At 35.4% G+C, this 23,118-nt stretch carries 20 protein-coding genes and 1 other annotated feature; of the genes, 15 read left to right on the top strand and 5 right to left on the bottom strand.

Annotated features, from left to right (window positions below):
- Window positions 1-23 precede the first annotated feature (23 nt).
- Window positions 24-1,772, top strand: a complete 1,749-nt coding sequence (locus MKO96_RS05745) for an MFS transporter (RefSeq protein ID WP_240586965.1) — start codon at window positions 24-26, stop codon at window positions 1,770-1,772.
- Window positions 1,773-1,979: 207 nt separating this feature from the next.
- Complete coding sequence (locus MKO96_RS05740) at window positions 1,980-3,248, top strand: MFS transporter (RefSeq protein ID WP_240586964.1); 1,269 nt, start codon at window positions 1,980-1,982, stop codon at window positions 3,246-3,248.
- Window positions 3,249-3,335: 87 nt separating this feature from the next.
- Here MKO96_RS05740 and MKO96_RS05735 read toward each other — a convergent pair whose 3' ends face one another.
- Window positions 3,336-4,319 carry a ketoacyl-ACP synthase III gene (locus MKO96_RS05735; protein ID WP_240586963.1) on the bottom strand — a complete coding sequence of 328 codons (984 nt, stop codon included), beginning with the start codon at window positions 4,317-4,319 and terminating at the stop codon, window positions 3,336-3,338.
- 181 nt (window positions 4,320-4,500) lie between these two features.
- Here MKO96_RS05735 and MKO96_RS05730 point away from each other — a divergent pair, with 181 nt between their 5' ends.
- The gene (locus MKO96_RS05730) at window positions 4,501-5,055 is read left to right on the top strand and encodes a cobalamin biosynthesis protein CbiN (protein WP_087980146.1); all 555 of its coding nucleotides are present in this window, start codon (window positions 4,501-4,503) and stop codon (window positions 5,053-5,055) included.
- A 483-nt stretch (window positions 5,056-5,538) separates the two neighbouring features.
- Entirely contained in the window at window positions 5,539-6,798 is a 1,260-nt protein-coding gene (gene hflX / locus MKO96_RS05725) for a GTPase HflX (RefSeq protein WP_240586962.1), read from the top strand.
- Between the two features lie 41 nt (window positions 6,799-6,839).
- Here the strand turns inward: hflX and MKO96_RS05720 are convergent, their stop codons facing one another.
- A complete protein-coding gene (locus MKO96_RS05720; RefSeq protein WP_240586961.1) occupies window positions 6,840-8,480 on the bottom strand; it encodes a peptide ABC transporter substrate-binding protein in 1,641 nt (546 codons plus the stop codon).
- A 244-nt stretch (window positions 8,481-8,724) separates the two neighbouring features.
- Here MKO96_RS05720 and MKO96_RS05715 point away from each other — a divergent pair, with 244 nt between their 5' ends.
- The 4 genes from MKO96_RS05715 (at window position 8,725) to MKO96_RS05700 (ending at window position 12,372) form a co-directional block, all read left to right on the top strand.
- The gene (locus MKO96_RS05715; RefSeq protein ID WP_240586960.1) at window positions 8,725-9,936 is read left to right on the top strand and encodes an MFS transporter; all 1,212 of its coding nucleotides are present in this window, start codon (window positions 8,725-8,727) and stop codon (window positions 9,934-9,936) included.
- A 10-nt stretch (window positions 9,937-9,946) separates the two neighbouring features.
- Complete coding sequence (cysK, locus tag MKO96_RS05710) at window positions 9,947-10,864, top strand: cysteine synthase A (protein ID WP_240586959.1); 918 nt, start codon at window positions 9,947-9,949, stop codon at window positions 10,862-10,864.
- Between the two features lie 78 nt (window positions 10,865-10,942).
- Complete coding sequence (locus MKO96_RS05705) at window positions 10,943-11,455, top strand: GNAT family N-acetyltransferase (RefSeq protein WP_240586958.1); 513 nt, start codon at window positions 10,943-10,945, stop codon at window positions 11,453-11,455.
- Window positions 11,456-11,547: 92 nt separating this feature from the next.
- Complete coding sequence (locus MKO96_RS05700; protein ID WP_240586957.1) at window positions 11,548-12,372, top strand: DUF4037 domain-containing protein; 825 nt, start codon at window positions 11,548-11,550, stop codon at window positions 12,370-12,372.
- 42 nt (window positions 12,373-12,414) lie between these two features.
- Here MKO96_RS05700 and MKO96_RS05695 read toward each other — a convergent pair whose 3' ends face one another.
- Complete coding sequence (locus MKO96_RS05695) at window positions 12,415-14,049, bottom strand: putative polysaccharide biosynthesis protein (RefSeq protein ID WP_240586956.1); 1,635 nt, start codon at window positions 14,047-14,049, stop codon at window positions 12,415-12,417.
- 220 nt (window positions 14,050-14,269) lie between these two features.
- Window positions 14,270-14,492 (top strand) — a binding site (T-box leader).
- Between the two features lie 301 nt (window positions 14,493-14,793).
- On the opposite strand from MKO96_RS05695, the gene MKO96_RS05690 reads away from it, so the two are divergent.
- Window positions 14,794-16,131, top strand: coding sequence for a sodium-dependent transporter (locus MKO96_RS05690; protein ID WP_087980152.1), 1,338 nt, complete (start codon window positions 14,794-14,796; stop codon window positions 16,129-16,131).
- A gap of 40 nt (window positions 16,132-16,171) precedes the next feature.
- Here MKO96_RS05690 and MKO96_RS05685 read toward each other — a convergent pair whose 3' ends face one another.
- Window positions 16,172-16,876, bottom strand: coding sequence for a polysaccharide deacetylase family protein (locus MKO96_RS05685; protein ID WP_240586955.1), 705 nt, complete (start codon window positions 16,874-16,876; stop codon window positions 16,172-16,174).
- A gap of 331 nt (window positions 16,877-17,207) precedes the next feature.
- Here MKO96_RS05685 and MKO96_RS05680 point away from each other — a divergent pair, with 331 nt between their 5' ends.
- The 5 genes from MKO96_RS05680 (at window position 17,208) to MKO96_RS05660 (ending at window position 20,538) form a co-directional block, all read left to right on the top strand.
- Window positions 17,208-17,471: a CD3324 family protein gene (locus MKO96_RS05680; protein WP_240586954.1), complete on the top strand. Its 264-nt coding sequence runs from the start codon at window positions 17,208-17,210 to the stop codon at window positions 17,469-17,471.
- A gap of 155 nt (window positions 17,472-17,626) precedes the next feature.
- Entirely contained in the window at window positions 17,627-18,313 is a 687-nt protein-coding gene (locus tag MKO96_RS05675; RefSeq protein ID WP_240586953.1) for a DUF421 domain-containing protein, read from the top strand.
- Window positions 18,314-18,423: 110 nt separating this feature from the next.
- The gene (locus MKO96_RS05670; RefSeq protein ID WP_240586952.1) at window positions 18,424-19,065 is read left to right on the top strand and encodes a FusB/FusC family EF-G-binding protein; all 642 of its coding nucleotides are present in this window, start codon (window positions 18,424-18,426) and stop codon (window positions 19,063-19,065) included.
- 164 nt (window positions 19,066-19,229) lie between these two features.
- Window positions 19,230-20,114 (top strand): RCC1 domain-containing protein, encoded by an 885-nt coding sequence (locus MKO96_RS05665; RefSeq protein WP_240586951.1) that lies wholly within the window; start codon window positions 19,230-19,232, stop codon window positions 20,112-20,114.
- 223 nt (window positions 20,115-20,337) lie between these two features.
- Entirely contained in the window at window positions 20,338-20,538 is a 201-nt protein-coding gene (locus MKO96_RS05660) for a hypothetical protein (protein WP_098109876.1), read from the top strand.
- A 163-nt stretch (window positions 20,539-20,701) separates the two neighbouring features.
- Here the strand turns inward: MKO96_RS05660 and msrA are convergent, their stop codons facing one another.
- On the bottom strand, window positions 20,702-21,238 hold the full coding sequence (gene msrA, locus MKO96_RS05655) for a peptide-methionine (S)-S-oxide reductase MsrA (RefSeq protein ID WP_240586950.1): 537 nt from the start codon (window positions 21,236-21,238) through the stop codon (window positions 20,702-20,704).
- 247 nt (window positions 21,239-21,485) lie between these two features.
- Here msrA and MKO96_RS05650 point away from each other — a divergent pair, with 247 nt between their 5' ends.
- A complete protein-coding gene (locus MKO96_RS05650; protein ID WP_240586949.1) occupies window positions 21,486-23,114 on the top strand; it encodes a multicopper oxidase family protein in 1,629 nt (542 codons plus the stop codon).
- Window positions 23,115-23,118 lie beyond the last annotated feature (4 nt).

The raw sequence follows: 23,118 nt of genomic DNA, 5'->3' as shown, positions 1-23,118 counted from the left end.
AATAAATAAAGGGGTAGATGAACATGGAGCAATCAAAGGGTATTAAGATTGTCTTTTTAATGTGCTTAGGTATATTTCTTTGTATGATTGATACGACAATTATGAATATAGCTTTACCAGCCATACAAACGAGTGTAAATACTTCATTAGAAAAGATGTCTTGGATATTAAATGTTTATACGATGACGATTGCAGTACTCGCCATTCCACTAGGACGGATAGCTGATATTTTTGGGAAAGCAAAGATGTATATTCTTGGTTTGATAATTTTTGGTGGTGGATCAGTACTTTGTGCTTTTGCTAATACGGGCGATTTTCTCATCTTTTCTCGTTTTATACAAAGTATTGGTGCAGCAATTTTATTTCCGACAAGTATGGTAATCGGCGTATCAGCAATGCCATTAGCAAAGAGGCATGTTGCACTTGCAATTTTAGGTGTAACACAAGGACTATCAGCTGCAATGGGACCAGTAATAGGTGGAATTATTACACAAAATTTCGGTTGGAGATGGGTGTTCTTCGTAAATGTTCCAATTTGTATTCTTGGAATCATTTTATGCTGCATTATGTTACAAATAAAAAATGAAGAACGTATTATCTCAAAAATAGATTGGGTAGGACTACTATTAAGTAGCACATCAATTTTTTCTTTTACTCTCATATTAGTAAAAGGCAATACATGGGGATGGCAAAGTAATATTGCTTTGTCTTGTTATACAATTAGCACTATTTCTCTTATTCTATTTGTTTTAGTAGAACGAAAGATTCATAATCCAATGGTGAATTTAAAGTTATTTCAAGATCGAATGTTTGTCGGAGCGTCTATCGTTGTCATATTAAGTAATTTATTTTTAATTGGAGTTACTGTATTGCTTCCGACGTTCTTGACGAAAATACAAGGCCGAACGGAAATTGAAGCAGCTTTTTTAGTGACACCTATTTCAGCAATGATATTTTTTGTCTCACCAGTTGCAGCAACTTTAATTAAAAAACTCGGAAAAGTAACTATTATTTTGTCAGGCTTTCTTGTTATGGGTTTCTCTTATTATTGGTTGCAAATGATTGCTGTTAATTCAACAAATATAGAAATTATTATTCCATGTATGATATTAGGTGTTGGATATGGTTTAGTAGTAGGGCCAATTACAGTTTTAAGTGCGTCTTCGTTTGAAGGGGAATTATTAACTGCTTCTCAAAGTGTTGTATCGATGTTGCGGCAAGTAGGAATTGTATTAGCGGTCGCAATATTTGTATCTAACTTAACTCACAATTTATCTGTAAATAAAGAGAATGTATATCGTTATGCAGAAGAAAAAGTGAGCAATATTCATGTGAATCGTGCTCAGCAAGCTGAGGTATTACAAATAGCAAAAGAAAAAATAGAGAATCAAAGTATAGAAAAAAATATAGAAAAGCAGCAAACTGAAACATTTGTAGGGTTAAATAAAGAGAAAAAAGACGAATTAATTCAACAAAAAGTGGATGAAGTATTAAATGCTATCCCAGTAGAATATAGAGATATAAAAAGAGAAGAAGTTATGAATCAAGTGATAAAGGAAGTTGAAAAGCAAGAGGAAATTGTAAAGAAAGAGGTACTCGCATTTTCAGATGACGTGAATCATTATGCTAAGAATCAGATGGCGATGAGTTTTACAGATTTATATAAAGCGAGTGTACCAATTATTTTAGTTTGTGCTTTAGTAAGTTTGTTATTTTGGGAAGGAACGACTTTGAGTAAAAAGAGAAGGGAAAGAGTGGTAGAGGAAGTGTAAAAAAACAGGCTAATAGTAGCCTGTTTTTTTTACTGTTTTCTCCTTGCATATTGTGAGTAGTAGTATTTTTAACATAGCATGAGAGAAGACGAATTTGGTTAGAGAGTTTTTTAGAATGAAAGAGAAGAATGGGAAATGCCATTGAATATGTAACGTTAAACATAGTACATTAACAAGAGGGTTTAATTTTAAAGGGAGGCTGAGGAATTGTTGGAGAAGGCGGGGGCTTTAAAAAGTAATCGTATGTATACAGAAGAAGAGCAACAAAAATTATACAAGCGAACATTAATAATCGTAAGTATTTCACAAATGTTCGGTGGAGCAGGGTTAGCGGCTGGAATTACAGTAGGTGCACTCCTTGCGCAGCAAATGCTTGGGACAGATGCATATGCAGGGTTACCAGCTGCTATGTTTACAATGGGATCTGCGGTAGCGGCTTTCTTTGTTGGGAAATTATCGCAAAAACATGGTCGCCGCATAGGGCTTGCAGGAGGTTTTATAGTAGGCGGGATAGGGGCTATTGGAGTTGTGGTGGCAGCTTTAACAAATAGTATTATTCTTTTACTAGTTTCTTTACTTATATATGGCGCGGGCACAGCTACGAATTTACAAGCACGTTATGCTGGAACCGATTTAGCGAATAAGAAGCAAAGAGCAACTGCTATTAGTATTACGATGGTAATGACGACTTTTGGTGCAGTCGCAGGTCCAAATTTAGTAGGTGTAATGGGAAGGTTTGCTCATTCAATTGGAATTCCTGAACTTGCTGGTCCGTTCATATTATCGGCAGCAGCATTTATACTAGCTGGTCTTGTTCTATTTGTTATGCTTCGTCCAGATCCGTTACTTATTGCTAATATGATAGAAACATATAAACAAGAGCATACATATAAAGGGCAACCAGTAATAGAAGAAGCGACAGAAAATAAACGAGGTATTACAGTTGGGGCAATCGTAATGATACTTACTCAAATCGTGATGGTTGCAATTATGACGATGACTCCAGTTCATATGGGGCATCACGGTCACGCTTTAAGTGCAGTAGGACTTGTGATTGGTTTTCATGTAGGTGCAATGTATCTTCCATCTCTCGTTACAGGAATGTTAATTGATAAAATTGGAAGAACTACGATGAGTATAGCTGGCGGAGTAATTTTACTAGCAGCAGGTGTCATAGCTGCAATAGCGCCGAGTGATTCTTTAATACTATTAATTGTTGCTTTATCTTTACTTGGATTAGGATGGAACCTCGGTTTAATAAGTGGAACGGCTCAAATTGTTGATGCAACTATACCTTCCACACGTGCAAAAACACAAGGGAAAATAGATGTGTTTATTGCGCTAGCGGGAGCCTCAGGTGGAGCGATGTCAGGAATGGTAGTAGCGAATTCAAGTTATGCGGCATTGTCATTAGCAGGGGGCGTTTTAGCTTTCATGCTTATTCCTGTTGTGATATGGGCTCGGACAGGTAAATAAAATTAAGAGAGTAGAAGCAGCGTTCAAAGTGGGGTAACCAATCTTTGGATGCTGCTTTTTTGTAGTTAGTTGTATAAAAGAAAAATGTTAGTTTAAATCCCACTCCACAATAAGGCCTAAATGCGTAAGACCACCGCCAAATCCGTATAGTAAAAGTGTGTCTCCGTTATTTAATTTCCTTTCCTTTCTAGCTAAATCTAGAGCGAGTGGAATAGAGACAGAAGATGTATTCCCCATATATTCTACGCTCGTTAATGTTTTTTGTATTGGAATTTGAGATTTTTCACAAATAGATTCGATCATTCGTAAGTTAGCGCTATGAGGAATGAACCAATCTATATCATCTATTTGCATATTTGCGGTATGTAATAGTTCTTTTATACCTGCTGGTACCGTACGTGTTGCCCATTTATATACTTCTCTCCCATTTTGAACGATTTTTTCTTTTATTTGCAGTGGTGTGCCATTCATAGTAGTAGATAGATTTGTTCTGTATAGATGAATGCCACCAGCACCATTTGTTCCCATGTGAGCGGCGACAAAGCTTGGTTTGTTTTCATCTCTTTCTAATAAAATAGCGCCAGCACCATCACCGAATAAAATACAGGTCGTTCTATCGCTGTAATCAGTAACTTTAGATAATGTCTCTGTTGCTACGACAAGTACTTTTTCATGTGATCCAGAAGTAATCAAGCTATTACCGATGTGCAGGCCATATGTGAAACCAGCGCAAGTTGCATTTAAATCAAATGCTATTGTATGAGGTATGCTGAAGTGTTGTTGTATTTGACACGCGACACTCGGAAAAACATAGTCAGCGGTTGTTGTAGCGACGATGATACAGTCTATATCTTCTAAGTTCTTTTTAAAAGTTGTACATAAATTTTCAATTGCTTTAATGGCTAAGTGTGAGGAGTATTCGTCTTCGCTCGCGATTCGTCTTTCCTTCATTCCTGTTCTTTGTACAATCCATTCATCATTCGTATCAATCATTTTCTCTAAATCGTTATTAGACAATATTTGATCTGGAACATAAGTACCAATTGCAGTAATACGAGATTTAGAATGCATAGGAACATCTCCTAACTTATTTTTATAACCTGATACTATTATTAGGTTGTAAAAATGTCAATAAAGACTTTTATTGTATTGAAACGAAAAAGCTTAACTTACTATGAAGGAATTTGGCGAGTGTTGTAAAAAATAATATACGATAAGTTTTTAAAATTGATAATGAAGAGAGTTGGGCTCTTTGAAAAGAATTTTGTATATATTGCCTGTTGTCATTATTTGTAGCTTTATTCTTATTATTTTTCCAGGGAAATCTTATGCTTGTGATTGTATTAACGTATCAGCAGAAGATGCATTTCAAAAAAACGATGTAGTATTTGAGGGGAAGGTAATTGAGGTTGGAAGGAAAGAAGGGATTGGGATTGAAGTATTATTTGAAGTGAAGGAAATTTGGAAAGGGACAACTTCTTCGCAAATTATTGTATATACAAATGGTGGTGATTGTGTGTTTCACTTTGTAGAGGGAGGAGAGTACTTAGTATATTCTTCTCAAAGAGGATCTGAAAAACAATTACACACACATAGTTGTAGTGGAACGAAGAGATTAGATGAGGCAGGAGCGGACAAAGTGGCTTTAAGTCAAATTGCAAAAGAGTCTATTCCGACGAAGAAAGTCGATTTAAAAGGGGAAATGGTGAGTAGTTTAAGTTGGTGGCAAGTTTCTATCATTTCCATTGGGCTGTTATTGATAATTACTTTTGTTATTTTTGTTGTGAAAAGCACTCGCAAAAAATGACGATTAAAGTAAAAATATAAGGATTTTCTTTCGCGTGATATAGGTTGTTAAACCTTGTGAAAGCGAATTACTTATGCTACACTTTATGTAACTTAAAATGAACGGAGGGGCTTCCTTTGATCTTAATCAGATTACGTCTCAATACTTTGTGCCAATAATTGAATAGCGCTCAAAGGCTCTGTCTGTGTGCAGAGTGAACGGGATTGGTCTGCCTATTTTAAAGGAACCCTTTATTAAGCTTATATGTGAAAAAGAGGGAGGGACGAATACGCCCTCTTTTTGTTTTGCCTTTATAAATAGAATGGGATCGTATAGGTGAACACTTATTGTGGATGCGTATATGATCTTGGGACTTTTTGACTATGAGATAGGATGAGAGTATAACTTTCTTCTATTTCTTTGGTGAACCCTTATCCGTTTACGAAAACACAGGCAGTAACCTGTGTTTTTTATTTTACGTAATCGAAATGGAGGAATAAATATATGGAAGAATTATTACAAAGAGCAGTTCTAGTTGGAGTAAACTTAGGTAATGAAGATGATTTTGCATATTCAATGGAAGAGCTAACAAACCTTGCAGAAGCTTGTGATGTAGAGGTAATTGGGCAAGTGACGCAAAATTTACAACGAGTAAATCCGTCCCATTATATTGGAAAAGGAAAGATTGAAGAAGTAGCAGCCTATGTAAATGAAGTAGATGCGAATATGGTAATCTTTAACGACGAATTATCTCCTTCACAAATTCGAAATTTAGAAGCGGATTTAGATTGTAAAGTTATTGATCGTACCATATTAATTTTAGATATTTTTGCGCAGCGTGCGAAAACGAAAGAAGCGCAGTTGCAAGTAGAGGTAGCGCACCTTCAGTATATGATGCCTCGTTTAATCGGTCTTCGTGAATCGTTAGGAAGACAGAGCGGCGGAGTTGGTACGAAAAATAAAGGTGTCGGTGAGAAGAAATTAGAGTTAGATCGTCGTAAAATTGAAGAACAAATTTCAGTTTTAAATAAAGATCTAGAAGCACTTGTTGCCCAGCGTCAAACGCAGCGAAAGCAACGTAAGAAAAATGAAGTACCAGTTGTAGCATTAGTAGGCTATACGAACGCCGGAAAGTCAACGACGATGAATGCGATGCTTGAAATTTACAACGGTACAGAAGAGAAACAAGTATTTGAAAAAGATATGTTATTCGCGACGTTAGAAACATCTGTGCGAAATATTGATTTGCCAGATAACAAATCATTTTTATTAACAGATACAGTTGGATTTGTAAGTAAATTACCACATCACCTTGTGAAAGCATTCCGTTCAACGTTAGAAGAAGTAGCGGAAGCAGACCTACTTATTCACGTTGTAGATTACGCAAATCCAAATTATGAACAGTTAATTGATATTACAAATGAAACGTTAAAGAAAATTGGAGTAGAAAATATCCCGACGATTTATGCTTATAACAAATCAGATATGGTAGATGTTGAAATTCCGAAAGTACAAGAAGACCGCGTTTATGTATCAGCGAAGAAACATGTTGGGATAGAAGAGCTTGTCGAAATGATTCGTTCACACATTTATAAAGAGTATACGAAGTGTGAAATGTTAATTCCGTATGATCAAGGACAGGTAGTTTCTTATTTCAATAATCATGCGCACGTTTTATCTACAAGTTATGAAAACGAAGGTACAAAACTAGAAGTAGAATGTAAGACGAGTGATTACGAAAAGTATAAGCGTTTTGCAATTTAATAAAGAAGGCGATCCTAATATATGTTAGGATCGCCTTTTTCTTATTCTGTAATAGAGGCCCACTTATAAGAATAAATTCCTGCAAATGGACGAATAACAACACCTTTTACTGTTGGACGTTCTAAATATACAAGCCCTGATTGGAATATTGGAGCGATAGCTGCATCATCTTCAAGTAAGATTTTCTCTGCATCTTGGAACGCTTTCCAACGTGCTGGTAAATCAGTTGCTAAAGTAGAGCTCGTTTTCTCAATTAATTCGTCGTATTGTTTGTTTGAATAGCTCATCTTATTAAACGGTCCGTCAGTGACAAACATATTTAAGAATGTTGTAGGATCAGGATAATCTGGTCCCCATGTAGAAAGTGAAATTTCATAGTCACCATTTCCTTCACGGTCTAAAAATGCTTTTACTGGAAGTGGCTGTAATGTGACTTTAAGTCCAGGTAAGTTTTTCTCCAGTTCACCTTTTAAAAACTCGCTAATTTTTTTATCGTTAGACTCATCTGTTGTTATGATTGAAAGAGAGGCATTTTGTAAATTTGTTTCTTTTTTCGCAGTTTCCCATAGTGATTTAGCTTCTTTCACATTTGTTTCTACTTTTACATTACTTGTACTGCGAAAGTCTTTATTATCAGGTCCTTTTACGAATCCTTTCGGAACGAATGCATTCGCCGGTATAGAACCATTATTTAAAATCGTTGTTGCGATTCCTTGTTTATCAAAAGCGAGCGAAATAGCTTTTCGAGCATTCTTGTTTGCTAATAAAGGATTCTTTTGGCTAAATCGGAAAAATGTCATAGAAGGACGTTCCATTTTCTTTAAGCTCGGATCTTTTTGATATTTATCAACAAACTCTGAATTAATCGTAATTCGGTCAACTTGTTTGCTTTCAAATAAATTAACGGCTGTGGAAGTATCTTTTACGATATTTACATTAATTTCACTTAACTTCACATTTTTATTATCCCAGTAGTTCGGGTTTTTTGACATTTTATAACTTGTATCATGTTTCCATTCACTTAATTGAAACGGCCCGTTATAAACTACATTTGCAGCTTCAAGTCCGTAATTTTTCCCTTGCACTTCTACAACTTTTTTGTTTTGAGGATAAAATGTTGCAAATCCCATTAACCCTAAAAAGTATGGAACAGGGTGTTCTAACTGTACTTCAAGCGTTTTATTATCAATCGCCTTTACACCAAATGAATCAATTGGTAATTCTTTTTTATTTATTTTTTCAGCGTTTTTAATATCGAACATAATATGTGCGTATTCAGAAGCAGTTTCTGGATTTATAGCACGCTTCCATGCATATTCAAAATCATGAGCAGTCACTGGATCACCATTTGACCATTTTGAATCGTGTAAGGTGAATGTATATGTTTTTCCGTCTTCGCTCAGTTTGTATGATTCAGCTGCCGCGGGAACAGGTTTATTGTCAGGACCAGGCATATATAATCCTTCCATTACGTTGTTTAATGCAGCGTAAGAAAACCCATCAGTTGCGATAGATGAATCCATTGTAGAAATTTCCCCAGCTTCTACAATGTTTAATACTTGTTTTGAAGATTCTTTTTTCTTTTCTCCGGTAGTTGTTGCCTCTTGTTTTTGACCACATGCTGTTAAAAACATAGATAATGTGATTGAGAGTGCAACGATTCCTTTTGTTTTTTTCTTCATAGTTGTCATCCTTCCCTTCATCTCTGTCCTAGTATAAAAGAAAATATAGAAAATTTCTATAAATAAATCCGATAAAACATATAGAAAAAATATATTATTAAAGAAGTGATATTTCTGGAAAAAGAAATGAAACCAGTATAGAATAGAAATGTTTTAAAAGTCAGAATTTATCTAGGTTAAAGTTTTACTTTATTACACTATCTGTAATAAATATATATTTTGTACAGGAAGGAGAAATACACGTATGCAGGCAGTTTCGCAAAAAAACACTGTTGAAACACCGACGATATATCGAATACTATTTGCGATTAGTTTCGGTCACTTTTTAAATGACTCGATGCAAGCAGTCGTGCCGGCATTGTTTCCTATTTTGGAAAAAACGATGAATTTATCCTATATGCAAGTAGGGTGGATTGCGTTTGCATTAAATATGACGTCATCGATCATGCAGCCGGTCTTTGGTATGTATTCAGATAAGAAGCCATCACCATTTTTATTACCGCTCGGTATGTTTTCGAGTATGCTTGGAATGATTGGACTTGCATTTGCACCGAACTTTATTATTGTTATTATTTCTGTTTTATTTATCGGATTAGGTTCCGCAGTCTTTCATCCAGAAGGTGCTCGTGTTGCTTATATGGCAGCCGGTGCAAAACGAGGTTTAGCGCAAGCGATTTATCAAGTGGGAGGAAATACAGGGAATTCTCTAGCTCCTATTTTTACAGCGTTAATTTTCGTTCCGCTTGGCCAAATTGGTTCTTTAGGTTTTACCGCATTTGCAGCAGCAGGAATTGTATTATTAATTTTCGTATCAAATTGGTATAGGAATGAATTAGCAACTGGCGCTGTGAGAAGAAAAAAGAGGGCTGCGCTTGAGGCGGAAAATGCGATTGTAAGTACACATATTAAATTTGTTATTCTACTTCTTGTTTTTCTTACTTTTGTACGTTCTTGGTACGGTGCTGGTATCGGGAATTTTTATCAATTTTACTTAATTGAACATTACGGTTTATCTATAAAAAATGCTCAGTATTTCGTATTCGCATTTATGATTGCCGGTGTATTAGGAACTTTCTTTGGTGGACCGTTAGCAGATCGATTTGGAAAGAAAACAATTATTGTATTTTCAATGATAGGTTCGGCGCCACTTGCCCTTTTATTACCTCACGTTTCGCTCGTGTGGGTCGTACCGCTATTTTTATGTATCGGTTTTATTAGTTCAAGTAGTTTTAGTGTAATTGTTGTTTATGCGCAAGAGCTTGTTCCTGGAAAAGTAGGGATGGTATCTGGGTTAATTGTAGGGCTTGCGTTTGGACTCGGAGCTTTAGGATCTGTAGTTCTTGGGAAATTGGCGGACATATATAGTCTACAATTCATTATGTTACTATGTAGTTGTCTACCATTAATTGGACTTACTTCTTGGTTATTACCAAGTGATAAGAAAACGATAGAATAGGGGATGCACTATGAAATTATGTGAAAATGTTACAGAATTAATAGGAGATACACCTGTCGTCCGATTATCTAAATTTATTCCAGAAGACGCAGCAGATGTGTATGTAAAACTAGAAATGTTTAATCCGTCACGCAGTGTGAAAGACCGTGCTGCCTATAATTTACTGCATGTTGCAGAAGAGAATGGTCTCATCAAACCAGGAGATACAATTATTGAACCGACAAGCGGAAATACAGGAATAGGCTTAGCAATGAATGCAGCTGCGAAAGGGTATAAAGCGATTTTAATTATGCCAGACAATATGTCAAAAGAGCGTATAAATTTATTGAAAGCATACGGAGCGGAAGTAGTTTTAACACCGGCAGAACAAAGAATGCCAGGAGCAATTGCGAAGGCATTAGAACTGCAAAAGCAAATTCCAAATAGTTTTATTCCACAACAATTTGAAAATCCAGCAAACCCGAATATTCATCGTTATACGACTGCACTTGAAATTTATGAACAAATGGATGGCGAGCTTGATGTATTCGTAGCAACGGCTGGAACTGGTGGAACTATTACAGGGACTGGGGAAACGTTAAAAGAGAAACTACCAAACTTATATATTGCAGTAGTAGAACCGAAAGGATCACCTGTTTTATCAGGTGGTGTTCCAGGTCCTCATAAACTAGTAGGAACAAGTCCAGGGTTTATCCCGAAAAATTTAAATACAGAAGTGTATAGCGAAATTATTCAAATTGCAGACGAAGAGGCTTTAACGACAATGAGAAACTTAGCTAGACAAGAGGGATTATTAGTTGGGCCGTCTTCAGGAGCTTCTGTTTACGCAGCGATTATGATAGCGAAACGATTAGGCGCTGGTAAAAAAGTTTTATGTATTGCACCTGATACAGGTGAGCGTTATTTGAGTATGGGATTATTTGAATGAAATTGATAGAAACACCTTAATCGTGAAATTTTCACGATTAAGGTGTTTGTTTTAGGTTGTAAAGAGGGGAGAATGACAATGAAACTATTAAGACCAATACATGAATATAGTGGGGAAATTACGGCATATAGACATGCGTTTTTACAATCAGGAGAACAACCACACGGCAGTAGTTCTTTACAAAATTTTGATTCTCTCGATGAATGGTTTGAAAAAGTGAGTAAACAAGAAGTGGGAGAAAACTTACAAGGTAATCGAGTACCGTCTAGCCAATTTTTAAGTTTTGAAAACGGGGAACTTATAGGTTTTGTGAATATTAGACATCGATTAAACGAAGAATTATTGCGGGAAAGCGGTCATATTGGATATAGTGTTCATCCGAATAAACGTCGCCAAGGTTACGCTACAAAACAACTACAACTTGCATTAGGTGAAGCACAAAAGTTAGGGTTGCAGAAAGTGTTAATAACTTGCGATAAAGTTAACATTGCTTCGGCTAAAACGATTCAAAAGGTTGGCGGTATGTTAGAAAATGAAGTAGTTTCTTCTCATACTGGGGAAATTGTTCAACGTTATTGGATAGAAATATGATTTAGTGGGAATTTGAAAAGGGAATAAAATACGTAAAATCGAAATAGATAAATGAAAATTAAGGGTGTACTGCGATTATAGGGGGAAATGAAGTGGGATTAAAAGAGAAAGCGATAGAAATATCGGAGATTTATAGGAGAAATCCGAAGATCGAAGCTATTATTTTAGCGGGTTCAGTAGCTAGAAAGTTAGAAGATGAACATTCAGATATAGAATTACATATTTTATGGTCAGCACCACCAGAGGACGAAGATCGTAAAGGGCCTATTAATCATATTGGTGGAACAATTTTGTCATATTATCCTTACGAGGAAGAGGAATGGTCGGAAACGTATTTGACAAAAGAGGGAATTAAATTAGAGATTAGTAACTTTTTAACTGAAACAGTAGAGAAAGTTATTTCGGATGTGGTGGTTCAATATGATATAAGTTATGAAAAACAATGTATTGTATCATCCGTTCATGATGGTGTTAGTTTGTATGGAGAAGAGAAAGTGAATGAATTAAAAGGGAGAGTGGTAGCATATCCAGAAGATCTAGCGAAACGGATGATTTCAGAAAATCTTTGGTTAAGCAATCGCTGGCATAATCGAGAGGCGCTTTTAAAACGAAAAGATTGGCTTATGCTATATGATGTTATTTGTGAAGTGCAAAGAAATATATTTGGGGTCTTATTTGGTTTGAATAAAATGTATGTACATCACCCAGCGTTTAAATGGATGTCATATAATGTGGAACGAATGAGTATTAAGCCAGAAAATCTAAACGAGCGAATGGCAAATACGTTAATAGGGAAACCCGAGTGTAGTGTACAGGAGTTAGAAGTGTTAATTGAAGAGCTATTACATTTAGTAGAACACCATGCGCCAAAATTACATATTGCTGAACAACAAAAACATATTCAATACGCGAAGTAAAAAAGAAGGGATGTAACAATGCGTTACATCCCTTCTTTCTTTTTATTTAATCAATTTACCTAGTACGGGTAATCGTTGAAGTCTATCACCGAGAATATGTGAAGCAAGTCCGCTTGTTAGGGCGAATAAAAGATAAACAAGCCCTCCTGCAGCGCCACATATAAAGACAATGAGAAGTGATTCCGTATAAGATTGTCCAGGGATCATCCATTTTAAAATCGCTTTTAATGCAATTACAACAGCAGACATTGCAGCGGAGTAAATCGTGATAAGAAATACTGTTTTTGCTGTTTCGCCAATTTTAAATTTCGCAAACTTAACGATGCAGTACAACATAATAACATTTGAAACGAGGTATCCAAGAATTGTTCCAAGTACGGCACCGTGTCCGCCAAATAAATGTAAGAGTGGTGTATTTACTAAAACTTTAACGAGAATACCGGCTGAGAATGCAATCATCGTTTTTCTTTGATAATCGATTCCTTGTAATATAGCTGCTGAAACTGTGAAAATCGCACTTAATATAGCAGAAGGTGCAAATGAAATTAAATATTGTGATCCATCAAGTGCAATTTCAGGATTTACATAAACCATACGGAATGCATCGTAAGCGATACTAGCAAGACCGAATGCAGCTGGGATAGTGAAAAATAATAAGACTTGAAATATCTTTGCAATTTGTTCTTGTAATTCTTCTAGTTTCCCGCTTGTATAAGATTTCGTTATTGCCGGAATGATCGTTAATGAGAATCCAGTTGCAAGTGAAGCTGGAATCATAATTAACTTTTGGGCATAGTTCGTTATATAAGCGAACACTGCATTCGCTGTTTCTAACGGCTCTCCCATCGCTCTAAGGACATCAGCTACAGTATATTGATCTACTAACGTGTAGAGCGGAATTGCGATACCGACAAATACAATTGGGATTGCATATCGAAGTAATTCCATATAAATATTTTTTAATGGGATATTCGATGCTCTTGACTTTAATTCTCCTTCGGGAGGCTTTAATCTATTATATTTTTTCCAGTACAACATTAAAATCGAAACGCTGGCAAGCGCTCCGATAACAGCGCCGAACGTAGCAACTGCAACAGAAGAGGCGACCGAACCCCCTAATAGTTTTGAGACGATAAAACTACCAACTAAAATGAAAACCACGCGCGCAATTTGTTCTACGACTTGAGACACGGCACTTGGTTTCATATGTTGAAAACCTTGGAAATAACCACGTGTAACACTCATAGCTGGTACGATAATAAGTGCGAAACTTAATGCTCGCATCGTAAGTGTTACATCGGCGATAAATTGTGGATCTGGCGTTTTCGAGCGAATAATAAATTGTGATATGTATGGTGCTCCAATAAATAAAGTTAAAAACCCTAAAAAGCCCATAAACAACATTAATTTTACGCTAGAGTTGTATAATTTTTTGCTTGTACTATAATCACCGAGCGCATTATGCTTTGCAACAAATTTGGAAACGGCAATAGGAATACCGGCAGTTGAGAAGCTTAATAAAATACCATACCAAGAATATGCATATCCATATAAAGCGACCCCTTGTGTTCCGACTAATAGTTGAAAAGGGAAGAAGTATATAAAACCTAATATACGTGAAATCATTGTTGCACCACTTAATAAAGCAGTACCTTTTAAAACTTTTGAAGTAGACAAAATTCTTTCCTCCTACTCGTGCTGACTTGCATTTATCGTATACTACTATAAACCTGTTAGAGAAGTTAATATAGTATGGCACATAAATATTCTAATATTATTCATTTAAAAGTCATATTTTACATTTTTAAATAGAATGTAATACATAAAAATTCAAAATATAAGTTGACACTATTTTTAATGTGTGATAAAAATGATAGTAATCAATTCGGAAAATAATATTTGGGCAATGAAAGGGTATAGTAGTGAATATCTCCCTATTTCAGAGAGCTGATGGTTGGTGTGAATCAGTATATAGATTATTCATGAAGTTCGTCCTGGAGCATCTTTCATAAATCTCACATTATGAGGAAATGAAAGACGGTAGTTTATACCGTTATCAAATAAAGTGGTGAAGATTGTTTCACAACTAGGGTGGTACCGCGATATTTATCGTCCCTACGTATTTACGTAGGGACGTTTTTTATTTAGGTCTTACTTTGTTGTGGCTTCATAACTAGGGTGGTACCGCGATAATTTATCGTCCCTACGTATTTGCGTAGGGACGTTTTTTATTTAGGTCTTACTTTTGTTGTATCTTCATAACTAGGGTGGTACCGCGATATTTTTGTCGTCCCTACGTATTTACGTAGGGGCGTTTTTTTATTAGTAGGGAGGAAGTGAACGTATTAGAAAAGAGTGTGCATAGAACAATATAACTACCGGATTGTAAAACAGAAAAAGATAAAGAGAGGAGATTAACAGATGAATTCACAGCAATGGACATCGAAATTAGGTTTCGTATTAGCTGCAGCAGGTTCAGCAATTGGTCTTGGGGCGATTTGGAAATTCCCATATATGGCCGGCATCGGAGGAGGCGGGGCGTTCTTCCTTATTTTCATCGGTTTCACATTATTAATTGGTTTACCGCTATTATTAGCTGAATTCGTTATCGGAAGAAGTACACAAAAAGAGGCTGTTGATGCATATAGAGAAATCGCACCAAAAACACTATGGCCATGGTTAGGGAAATTAGGGATTGTAACTTGTTTCATATTACTTTCTTTCTACAGCGTTGTAGGGGGATGGATTTTATTATACTTATGGAATGCAATTACAGGTAGACTATGGGAAGGAAATGGCGCATACGAAGCTACGTTTGGTGAAATCATTTCCAATCCTTATTTAGCAGTAGGAGCACAGTTATTATTCATTCTTATTACTATTTTTATCGTAAGTAAAGGCGTACAAAACGGTGTTGAAAAAGTAAATAAATATTTCATGCCAGCGCTATTCGTTTTATTCTTTGTATTAATTGTTCGTGCCCTTACATTAGACGGCGCGGGAGAAGGAGTTCGTTTCTTCTTACAACCTGATTTCTCACATGTAACATCAGAAGTCATATTATATGCGATGGGTCAATCGTTCTTCTCATTATCGGTCGGTGTAGCAGTAATGGTAACATATAGTTCATACTTACCGAAGGAAGAAAGTTTACCGCGTTCAGCATTTTCTATCGTAGCTTTAACACTTGTTATTACATTACTTGCAGGACTTGCAATTTTCCCAGTTGTGTTCGCATTTGGAATGGAACCATCTCAAGGACCAGGACTATTATTTATCGTATTGCCGGCTATTTTCAGTAAAATGGCGTTCGGAAAATTATTCTTCATCGTTTTCTTATTACTATTCTTCTTTGCTACTATTACATCAGCAATTTCGATGTTAGAAATTAGCGTTGCATCTTTAACTGCAAAAGGTAAAGGAAAACGTGAAAAAATGGCTTTAATCGTAGGATTATTAATCTTCGTTGTTGGGGTACCATCAGCATTATCATTTGGTATATTAAGTGATCTGAAGATTTTCGGAAAGACAATCTTTGATTTAGCGGACTATGCGGTTAGTAACGTACTAATGCCACTTGGTGTTTTATTAGTTTCCATCTTTGTTCCTTTAAAAATGAAGAAAGATGTATTAATGAAAGAACTTGGTGTAAGTAAAAATAAGGGCTATAAATTATTCGTATTATGGTTATTCTTACTTCGCTTTATCGCACCAATTGCGATTATTATCGTATTTTTAAATGTACTTGGCATTATTTAAAAAGAAAAGGTAGCGTATCGTTTTATGATACGCTACCTTTTTATTTTGCTCTTTTTTGCAGTTCGTTTACTGTTACGAACTGATAGCCCTTCTTAGATAATGAGTCTAAAATACCTTCAATGGTCTGTAAATTTTCATTAGACTCATCGTACATAGAGTGCAGTAAAATGATAGAACCTGGTTTTACATTTTCATTAACATACTCAATTTTATCAGCAGCAGATTTATAAAAAGTATCCGGTTCAAGGTCCCATGTGATTGTTTCGATATTGTTTTTATTTAAATAATAGGGCAGACCGATTAGCTTTTTCCCGTTAGGTGGTCTAAAATCAATTGCGCCTGTAAATCCTGTTTGGCGGATGAATGAATTCGTTTTTTCTATTTCTTCTTTAATAAAAGAAGGTGTTTTAAAAACCATTCTATTATGAGAATATGTATGGTTTCCAATTTGGTGTCCAGATTGTACGATAGATTCTCCTAACGATAAGTTTTTCTCTAATTCATTTCCGATTAAAAAGAAAGTAGCTTTTGCATTGTATGTATCTAGTAGTGGTAATATTTGTTTTACATTGTTAGTAGGACCGTCATCAAAAGTTAAAGCAATCACTTTTTCATTTGTTTCTACTCGGTTTGTTAAATCTCCAAACAATTGCAAACTTCTTGCGTTCATCAATTTGTACGTTCCAAATAATGCTACAGTAATAATGAATAATGTAACGATTGTAATGATTATTTTCTTCTTCATAACGCAACCTCACTATACTTTTGGATTGGACTAAAAAGTTATTATATCAAACTAAGTAATTTCATGCTTAAAAAAGGATGTGGATGCAAGGGGAAGGAATTTATCATATAATAAAATACAAAAGGTATATTAGGAGGTGTTTATATGGCGATTATAATTCAATTGCCAGACACTGCAGCGTCTCATGCAAAGCCAAGTATGGAAATGGCGATACTTTGCGTGAGGTAGACAAGTAATATACAATTCATCGCCAAAATGAGCTCGTATCATTTTTTATATTTGGCTTTGCACCTTATTGAAATGAACCATAAAAAATAAGGGGCGAGCAGAAATGAAATACGTAAAGGCTAAGACCGTTTTACCGGAGAGTTTAATTGCTGAAATTCAAAAGTATATACAAGGTGAAACAATTTACATTCCAAAACAAGAAACGAAACATTATAAATGGGGTACACGATCTGGAGGAAGAAAACAACTAGATGAAAGAAACAAAGCAATTAAAGAAGCGTTTAAAAGCGGAATTTCCATTCATCAACTTGCAGAGGAGTATTTTCTTTCCGGAGAAACGATTAAAAAGATTGTGTACTCTAAATGAAGATAAAAGAGTCTAGTTCAATTATTAAATTGAACTAGACTCTTTTTGCTTTGTATCTACTGGATATGAATGGGCATGATAATAGCAATATTGTGCCGTTTTTTTACTAAATAGTATACATAGTATTTGAGTGAAAAGCAGAAAGGTGAACATATATGAATCATATTGGACAAATAACGATAGAGCTTTTAGTTGGATTTTTTGTTCTGTTAATTGCTACGAAAATATTAGGGAAAACACAAATATCTCAGCTGACGCCATTTGATTTTATTTCTGCTATCGTTCTTGGTGAGCTTGTTGGTAATTCAATATATGACCCTAAAATTAAAGTGTGGTCTATTTTATATTCAGTATTTGTATGGGTGGTTTTAATTTATACAATAGAAGTGATAACACAAAAAATAAGAGGAACAAGAAGGTTTTTTGAAGGATATCCTTCCATTATTATCCGTAATGGAAAGATTGACCGAGAACAATTAAGTTCAAATCATTTGGATATTAATCAATTACAACAAATGCTAAGACAACAAAAAGATATATTTTCAATCCGAGAAGTTGAATATATGATTTTGGAACCTAATGGAAACATAAGTGTTCTGAAAAAGAGCAAATATGAATCTCCCACTATAAATGATTTAAGCTTAAAACATAAGCCTGTATACTTACCAATTTCATTAATTAGTGATGGGAAAGTAGTGAAAGATAATTTGAGAGAAGCAGGTTTTGATGAAGGATGGCTTTATAAACAAATAAAGCAAAAAGGGATTACTAAATTTGAAGATGTATTATATGCAGAATGGAAAACAGATGATGGTTTCTTTTGTCAGGAAATGCCTCGGTAGAACATAGTCAGAGTATGTAATGTTCATTTCTAAGTTATCTTTTACATATCAAAATGCTGAATCATTGTATACAATAAGACTAGATCAACAATTTGTATGGAGTGATAAAGATGGAAGTTTTTATTAGAAGTGATCAATACAATTTTATAAAGTCACAAGCTTATATTTTAGCAAATGGGCATGCAACGGCAAATGATAGAGGTGTAATTCAAGCGTTAAAATCACTAGCGATTGAAAAGATAATACATGTATTTGAGAATTTAACGGATGAACAGAAAGAGTTAATTGATACGGTATTAACAGTTCAAAATAGAGAAGATGCAGAATCGTTTTTACTGAAAATAAATCCGTATGTCATTCCGTTTCAGGAAGTTACAGCGCAAACATTAAAAAAATTATTTCCTAAAGCGAAAAAATTAAAACTTCCTGATATGGAAGAACTGAACATGAAAGAATTATCTTATTTAAGCTGGATTGATAAAGGGTCAAGCAGGAAATTTATTATAGCGAAAAATGATAAAAATAAGTTTGTTGGTCTGCAAGGTACGTTCCAAAGTTTAAATAAAAAGAGCATTTGTTCATTATGTCATGGACATGAAGAAGTAGGAATGTTTTTAGTTGAAATTAAAGGTGATGTACAAGGAACATTCGTTAGAAAGGGAAACTATATTTGCAAAGATGGTGTAGCTTGTAATCAGAATATGAAATCACTTGATAAATTGAACGATTTTATTGAACGATTGAAGAAGTAAAGAAAAAACCTCTAGTATTTAAACTGGAGGTTTTTATTTTTTGAAGAAGTAATAATAGGCTTCTTTTGTAGCTGTAAATTTATAAAAAAAGTCGGGTCATTTATAATGAAATTAGATAAAAATATCTATTTGGATACAGTTGCTTATATGCAAGGAGGTAAAACATGAATTACGAAGAGATATTAAAAGTGAAACGGTGGCCTAAAGGTACGATAGCGGCAGGTCGTGGTCATACAGTTGCTCTTAAATCGGATGGAACAGTTGTGGCAGTGGGGCGAAATAAAGAAGGAGAGTGCAATGTAAGCCGTTGGTGTGATATTGAAGCAGTCGCAGCGGGCAATGTTCATATGGCGACGAACACGGGTAATGCTCATACAATCGCTCTGAAAAGTGATAATACTGTGGAAGCGGTGGGGTGGAATAAGCATGATCAATGTGATGTAAACGAATGGCATAATATCGTATCGGTTGCGACAGGGTGGCGTCGTACCCTTGGCCTTAAACCGGATGGTACGGTAATAGCGGTGGGCCGAAATAAAGAAGGAGAATGCAATGTAAGCAGCTGGCGTGATATTGTGGCGGTCACGGCGGGTGACTGGCATACAGTCGGTCTTAAATTGGACGGCACAGTGACCACAGTGGGGAATAATCGATATGGACAATGCGATGTAAGTGACTGGAGTGGTATGGTGGCATTGGCGGCAGGTTATCTTCATACTGTTGGTCTGAAATCGGATGGCAAAGTGATGGCAGTGGGGAATAATAAACTTGGTCAATGCGATGTAAGCAGCTGGAAAGATATTATGGCAATAGCGGCAGGGAGTAATCATACAATCGGACTTAAATCAGACGGTACCGTGGTGGCAGTGGGCAGGAATGAGTATGGACAATGTAATGTAAGTGATTGGCGCGATATTGTAGCGGTAGCAGCTGGTTGTGTGCATACGGTCGGTCTTAAATTAGATGGCACCGTGGTAGCGGTAGGTGACAATACATATGGTCAATGCGACGTAAGTAGCTGGCGTAACATCCGATTGCCTAGCAAATAGTTAATTCACAACAAATCACTAGTAATATTATTCTATTTTAGGAGTAATTATAGTAAAGGATATGTAGAAAATAATCAGATTTGCATTTGATGAATAAGAATCTCTTTTCAAAAGGGGTTCTTATTCTTTTTGCGTAAAATGAGTGTCTAAATAGAATTTTTAAACAAGCTTTATTTCAAAGCTACAGTAGAAGAGATAAATAAAGCATAGGAGAGCTGAAGAAATGCTTAAAAAGTTTTTGCTTTCTTTACCGGATGTTTTACTTGTATGCGTTGTTATCTACATAACATACACAACTACTCTTAGTTTTGGACAGATGTTAGTAATTTCAATTGCAATCGGAATCATTGGTGGTCTTGTTATAAGAATTTGTACGGATGTATTCACGTATATAAGATGGACAATTAAACAGAGGAAATCTTGAATATGTTGTATTGCTATTAGGAGGGAATGAAATGACTAAGAAGAAGAGTAGAGTGAAAAATGAAATCGCACTTTGGACATTGACAGCGGTTGTTCTCATCATTGCATGGTACTTTTTTCAAAGATAAAAATGCATCGTACTTAAAAGGTACGATGCATTTTTATTATTTTTTTTGCCAATTTTCTTTTATAAAGTCTTCACGGCCAGATTCTTTTTGCTCAGTAGCATATTTCTCCGGATTTTTTTTATAAAAATGTTGATGGTATTCTTCAGCCTCATAAAAAGGTGCAGCCAGGCGAATTTCAGTTACGATTGGTTCTTTAAACATACCGCTTTCTGCAAGAGCTTGTTTTGATTTTTCAGCAAGCTCTTTTTGCGTTTCATTATGATAAAAAATAGCAGTGCGATAAGATGGACCGCGGTCAAAGAATTGTCCGCCATCATCAGTTGGATCGATTTGTGGCCAATATAAATCTAGTAATTTTTCATATGGAAAAATAGAAGGATCGAATGTAATTTGTACAACTTCTAAATGACCAGATGTACCAGCTTTTACTTGTTCATATGTTGGGCTTTCTACATGACCACCTGCATAGCCAGAAAACACTTTATGAATACCAGGAAGTTCATCAAATGGCTTTACCATGCACCAAAAGCAACCGCCTGCGAAGGTTGCGAGTTCGTATGTTTTTTCGGACATTGTTGTAATCCTCCTAAATATATATGTTTTATATAGTATTATACAATCTTTTTTATTGCGCAATAAAAAAGATTTAGAAGTAAAGAAAAATTGAAATATATTTCTTTATAAAGTCTTTAAAATTCCTTCAAAGTTTCTTTTTTTCTGAGTGTTATGATGTAAATCGAAGTGAATATGTGAGGTGATAGGCAATGAATCCACGTATGAAAATTAATAGTTTACAACAAAAAATGAAAGAGAGACTAATATGAAAAAGGAATTTATACAAAGCGATTTAAGAAATATATTGATTGCGGCATGCTTACTATTAGGGTTAGTTATTTTTGGATATTTTTTAATAAATAATTACCCAGGTACAAATGAAAAAAAGAAGTTAACAGATGCAACATCTACTTCAGAATCAATTACATCTATTGCTAATTCAGAGGCCAAAAAAAGGGTTACAAAAACTTTTAATATTACGGCGAAAGTAGCAAGTGTAGATTTGGGAAATGGGAAAAAGGTAGATGCATGGACCTTTGATGGAACATCACCGGGTACTCAAATTCGAGTTAAACAAGGTGAACATATTGTTGTAAATTTGAAAAATGAATTGCCAGAACCCGTTACAATCCATTGGCATGGATTAGATGTTCCTGCGGCGGTAGACGGTGTTCCAGGTGTTACGCAAAATGCTATAAAACCAGGTGAAACATATACATACGCATTTAATGCTGATCAGGTGGGGACATATTGGTATCATTCACATCAAAAAAGTGCAAAACAAACGGAGCGGGGACTATTTGGAACCATTGTTATTGAACCGAATAAACCAGCTGTAAAATATGAAAAGGATTATACAGTGGCGATCCATGAATGGAAAACAGGAGCCATAAAAACCGGTAAGCATAATGGCGAACAAGATAAAGATTGGGATAGCTATCCTAGTAATTATATTCGAAATGAAAAGGCACAAACTTTAGAAGGACCGTTAATGATGCCAAGTAATGATCAACTCAAAGATTTATCTGATGGAGATGATTACGATGTATTTACATTAAATGATACAAGTGAGGGACTACGATTGGATGCAAAACCAGGTGAAACAGTACGCCTTCGCTTAATTAATGCTGGGAATAATACGCATTTAATGACATTAGTTGGAGCGCCATTTCAAATTATCGCATTAGATGGTCGTGATATAAAAGGTGGGGACGAGCTAGATAAAGCAATTCTTCCGATGGGAGCTGCACAACGTTATGACCTTGTTTTTAAAATGCCAGAAACAACGAGTGTAAAACTTATTAATGTGGATCCATCTAAGAAAATGAATCGAATGTTAACGACGAATATTGGGAACGGTTCTTTGCCGAAAAAACCTATTGATATAAAGAGTTATCCATGGTTTGATTTTACGAAATATGGAGAAAAAGAAGTTGGCAAGTTTACGATAGATTCAAAATTTACAAAGGTCTATGATATGGATTTGGCAGAAGGTGTGAAAGATGTAAATGGACAAGAAAAATGGGTGTATACAATTAATGGAAAGACATCACCTGATATTCCACCCATTAAAGTAGAGAAAGGAGATAAAGTTAAGATTCGCTTTAAAAATAAGGGGGAAGAAATTCATCCAATGCATTTGCATGGACATACATTCCAGGTTATTTCTAAAAATGGTAAATCAATGGAGGGAAGTCCGATTTACTTAGATACAGTTAATGTTTTTCCGGGAGAAGAATATGAAATTGCTTTAGAGGCAAATAATAGTGGACTATGGATGGTTCATTGTCATCATCTCGTTCATGCGGAAAAAGGAATGCATACGATGATGAATTATGAGGGGGTAACTACTCCATTTTCTACCGGAGATCACTCAGGTAATCATCCAGAATAATAAT

The organism is Bacillus sp. ES1-5 (assembly GCF_022487605.1).
Taxonomy (GTDB): domain Bacteria; phylum Bacillota; class Bacilli; order Bacillales; family Bacillaceae_G; genus Bacillus_A; species Bacillus_A wiedmannii.
This window is presented reverse-complemented; position numbering and strand designations above follow the sequence as displayed.

Excerpts from the sequence above, each read along its gene's own strand:
- MKO96_RS05670 (WP_240586952.1), top strand. The coding sequence starts at position 18,424 with ATGGAAGTTTTTATTAGAAGTGATCAATACAATTTTATAAAGTCACAA.
- MKO96_RS05690 (WP_087980152.1), top strand. The coding sequence starts at position 14,794 with ATGAATTCACAGCAATGGACATCGAAATTAGGTTTCGTATTAGCTGCA.
- MKO96_RS05650 (WP_240586949.1), top strand. The coding sequence starts at position 21,486 with ATGAAAAAGGAATTTATACAAAGCGATTTAAGAAATATATTGATTGCG.
- MKO96_RS05665 (WP_240586951.1), top strand. The coding sequence starts at position 19,230 with ATGAATTACGAAGAGATATTAAAAGTGAAACGGTGGCCTAAAGGTACG.
- MKO96_RS05660 (WP_098109876.1), top strand. The coding sequence starts at position 20,338 with ATGCTTAAAAAGTTTTTGCTTTCTTTACCGGATGTTTTACTTGTATGC.
- hflX (WP_240586962.1), top strand. The coding sequence starts at position 5,539 with ATGGAAGAATTATTACAAAGAGCAGTTCTAGTTGGAGTAAACTTAGGT.
- MKO96_RS05675 (WP_240586953.1), top strand. The coding sequence starts at position 17,627 with ATGAATCATATTGGACAAATAACGATAGAGCTTTTAGTTGGATTTTTT.
- MKO96_RS05745 (WP_240586965.1), top strand. The coding sequence starts at position 24 with ATGGAGCAATCAAAGGGTATTAAGATTGTCTTTTTAATGTGCTTAGGT.
- MKO96_RS05705 (WP_240586958.1), top strand. The coding sequence starts at position 10,943 with ATGAAACTATTAAGACCAATACATGAATATAGTGGGGAAATTACGGCA.
- msrA (WP_240586950.1), bottom strand. The coding sequence starts at position 21,238 with ATGTCCGAAAAAACATACGAACTCGCAACCTTCGCAGGCGGTTGCTTT.
- MKO96_RS05685 (WP_240586955.1), bottom strand. The coding sequence starts at position 16,876 with ATGAAGAAGAAAATAATCATTACAATCGTTACATTATTCATTATTACT.
- MKO96_RS05720 (WP_240586961.1), bottom strand. The coding sequence starts at position 8,480 with ATGAAGAAAAAAACAAAAGGAATCGTTGCACTCTCAATCACATTATCT.
- MKO96_RS05735 (WP_240586963.1), bottom strand. The coding sequence starts at position 4,319 with ATGCATTCTAAATCTCGTATTACTGCAATTGGTACTTATGTTCCAGAT.
- MKO96_RS05680 (WP_240586954.1), top strand. The coding sequence starts at position 17,208 with ATGAAATACGTAAAGGCTAAGACCGTTTTACCGGAGAGTTTAATTGCT.
- MKO96_RS05715 (WP_240586960.1), top strand. The coding sequence starts at position 8,725 with ATGCAGGCAGTTTCGCAAAAAAACACTGTTGAAACACCGACGATATAT.
- cysK (WP_240586959.1), top strand. The coding sequence starts at position 9,947 with ATGAAATTATGTGAAAATGTTACAGAATTAATAGGAGATACACCTGTC.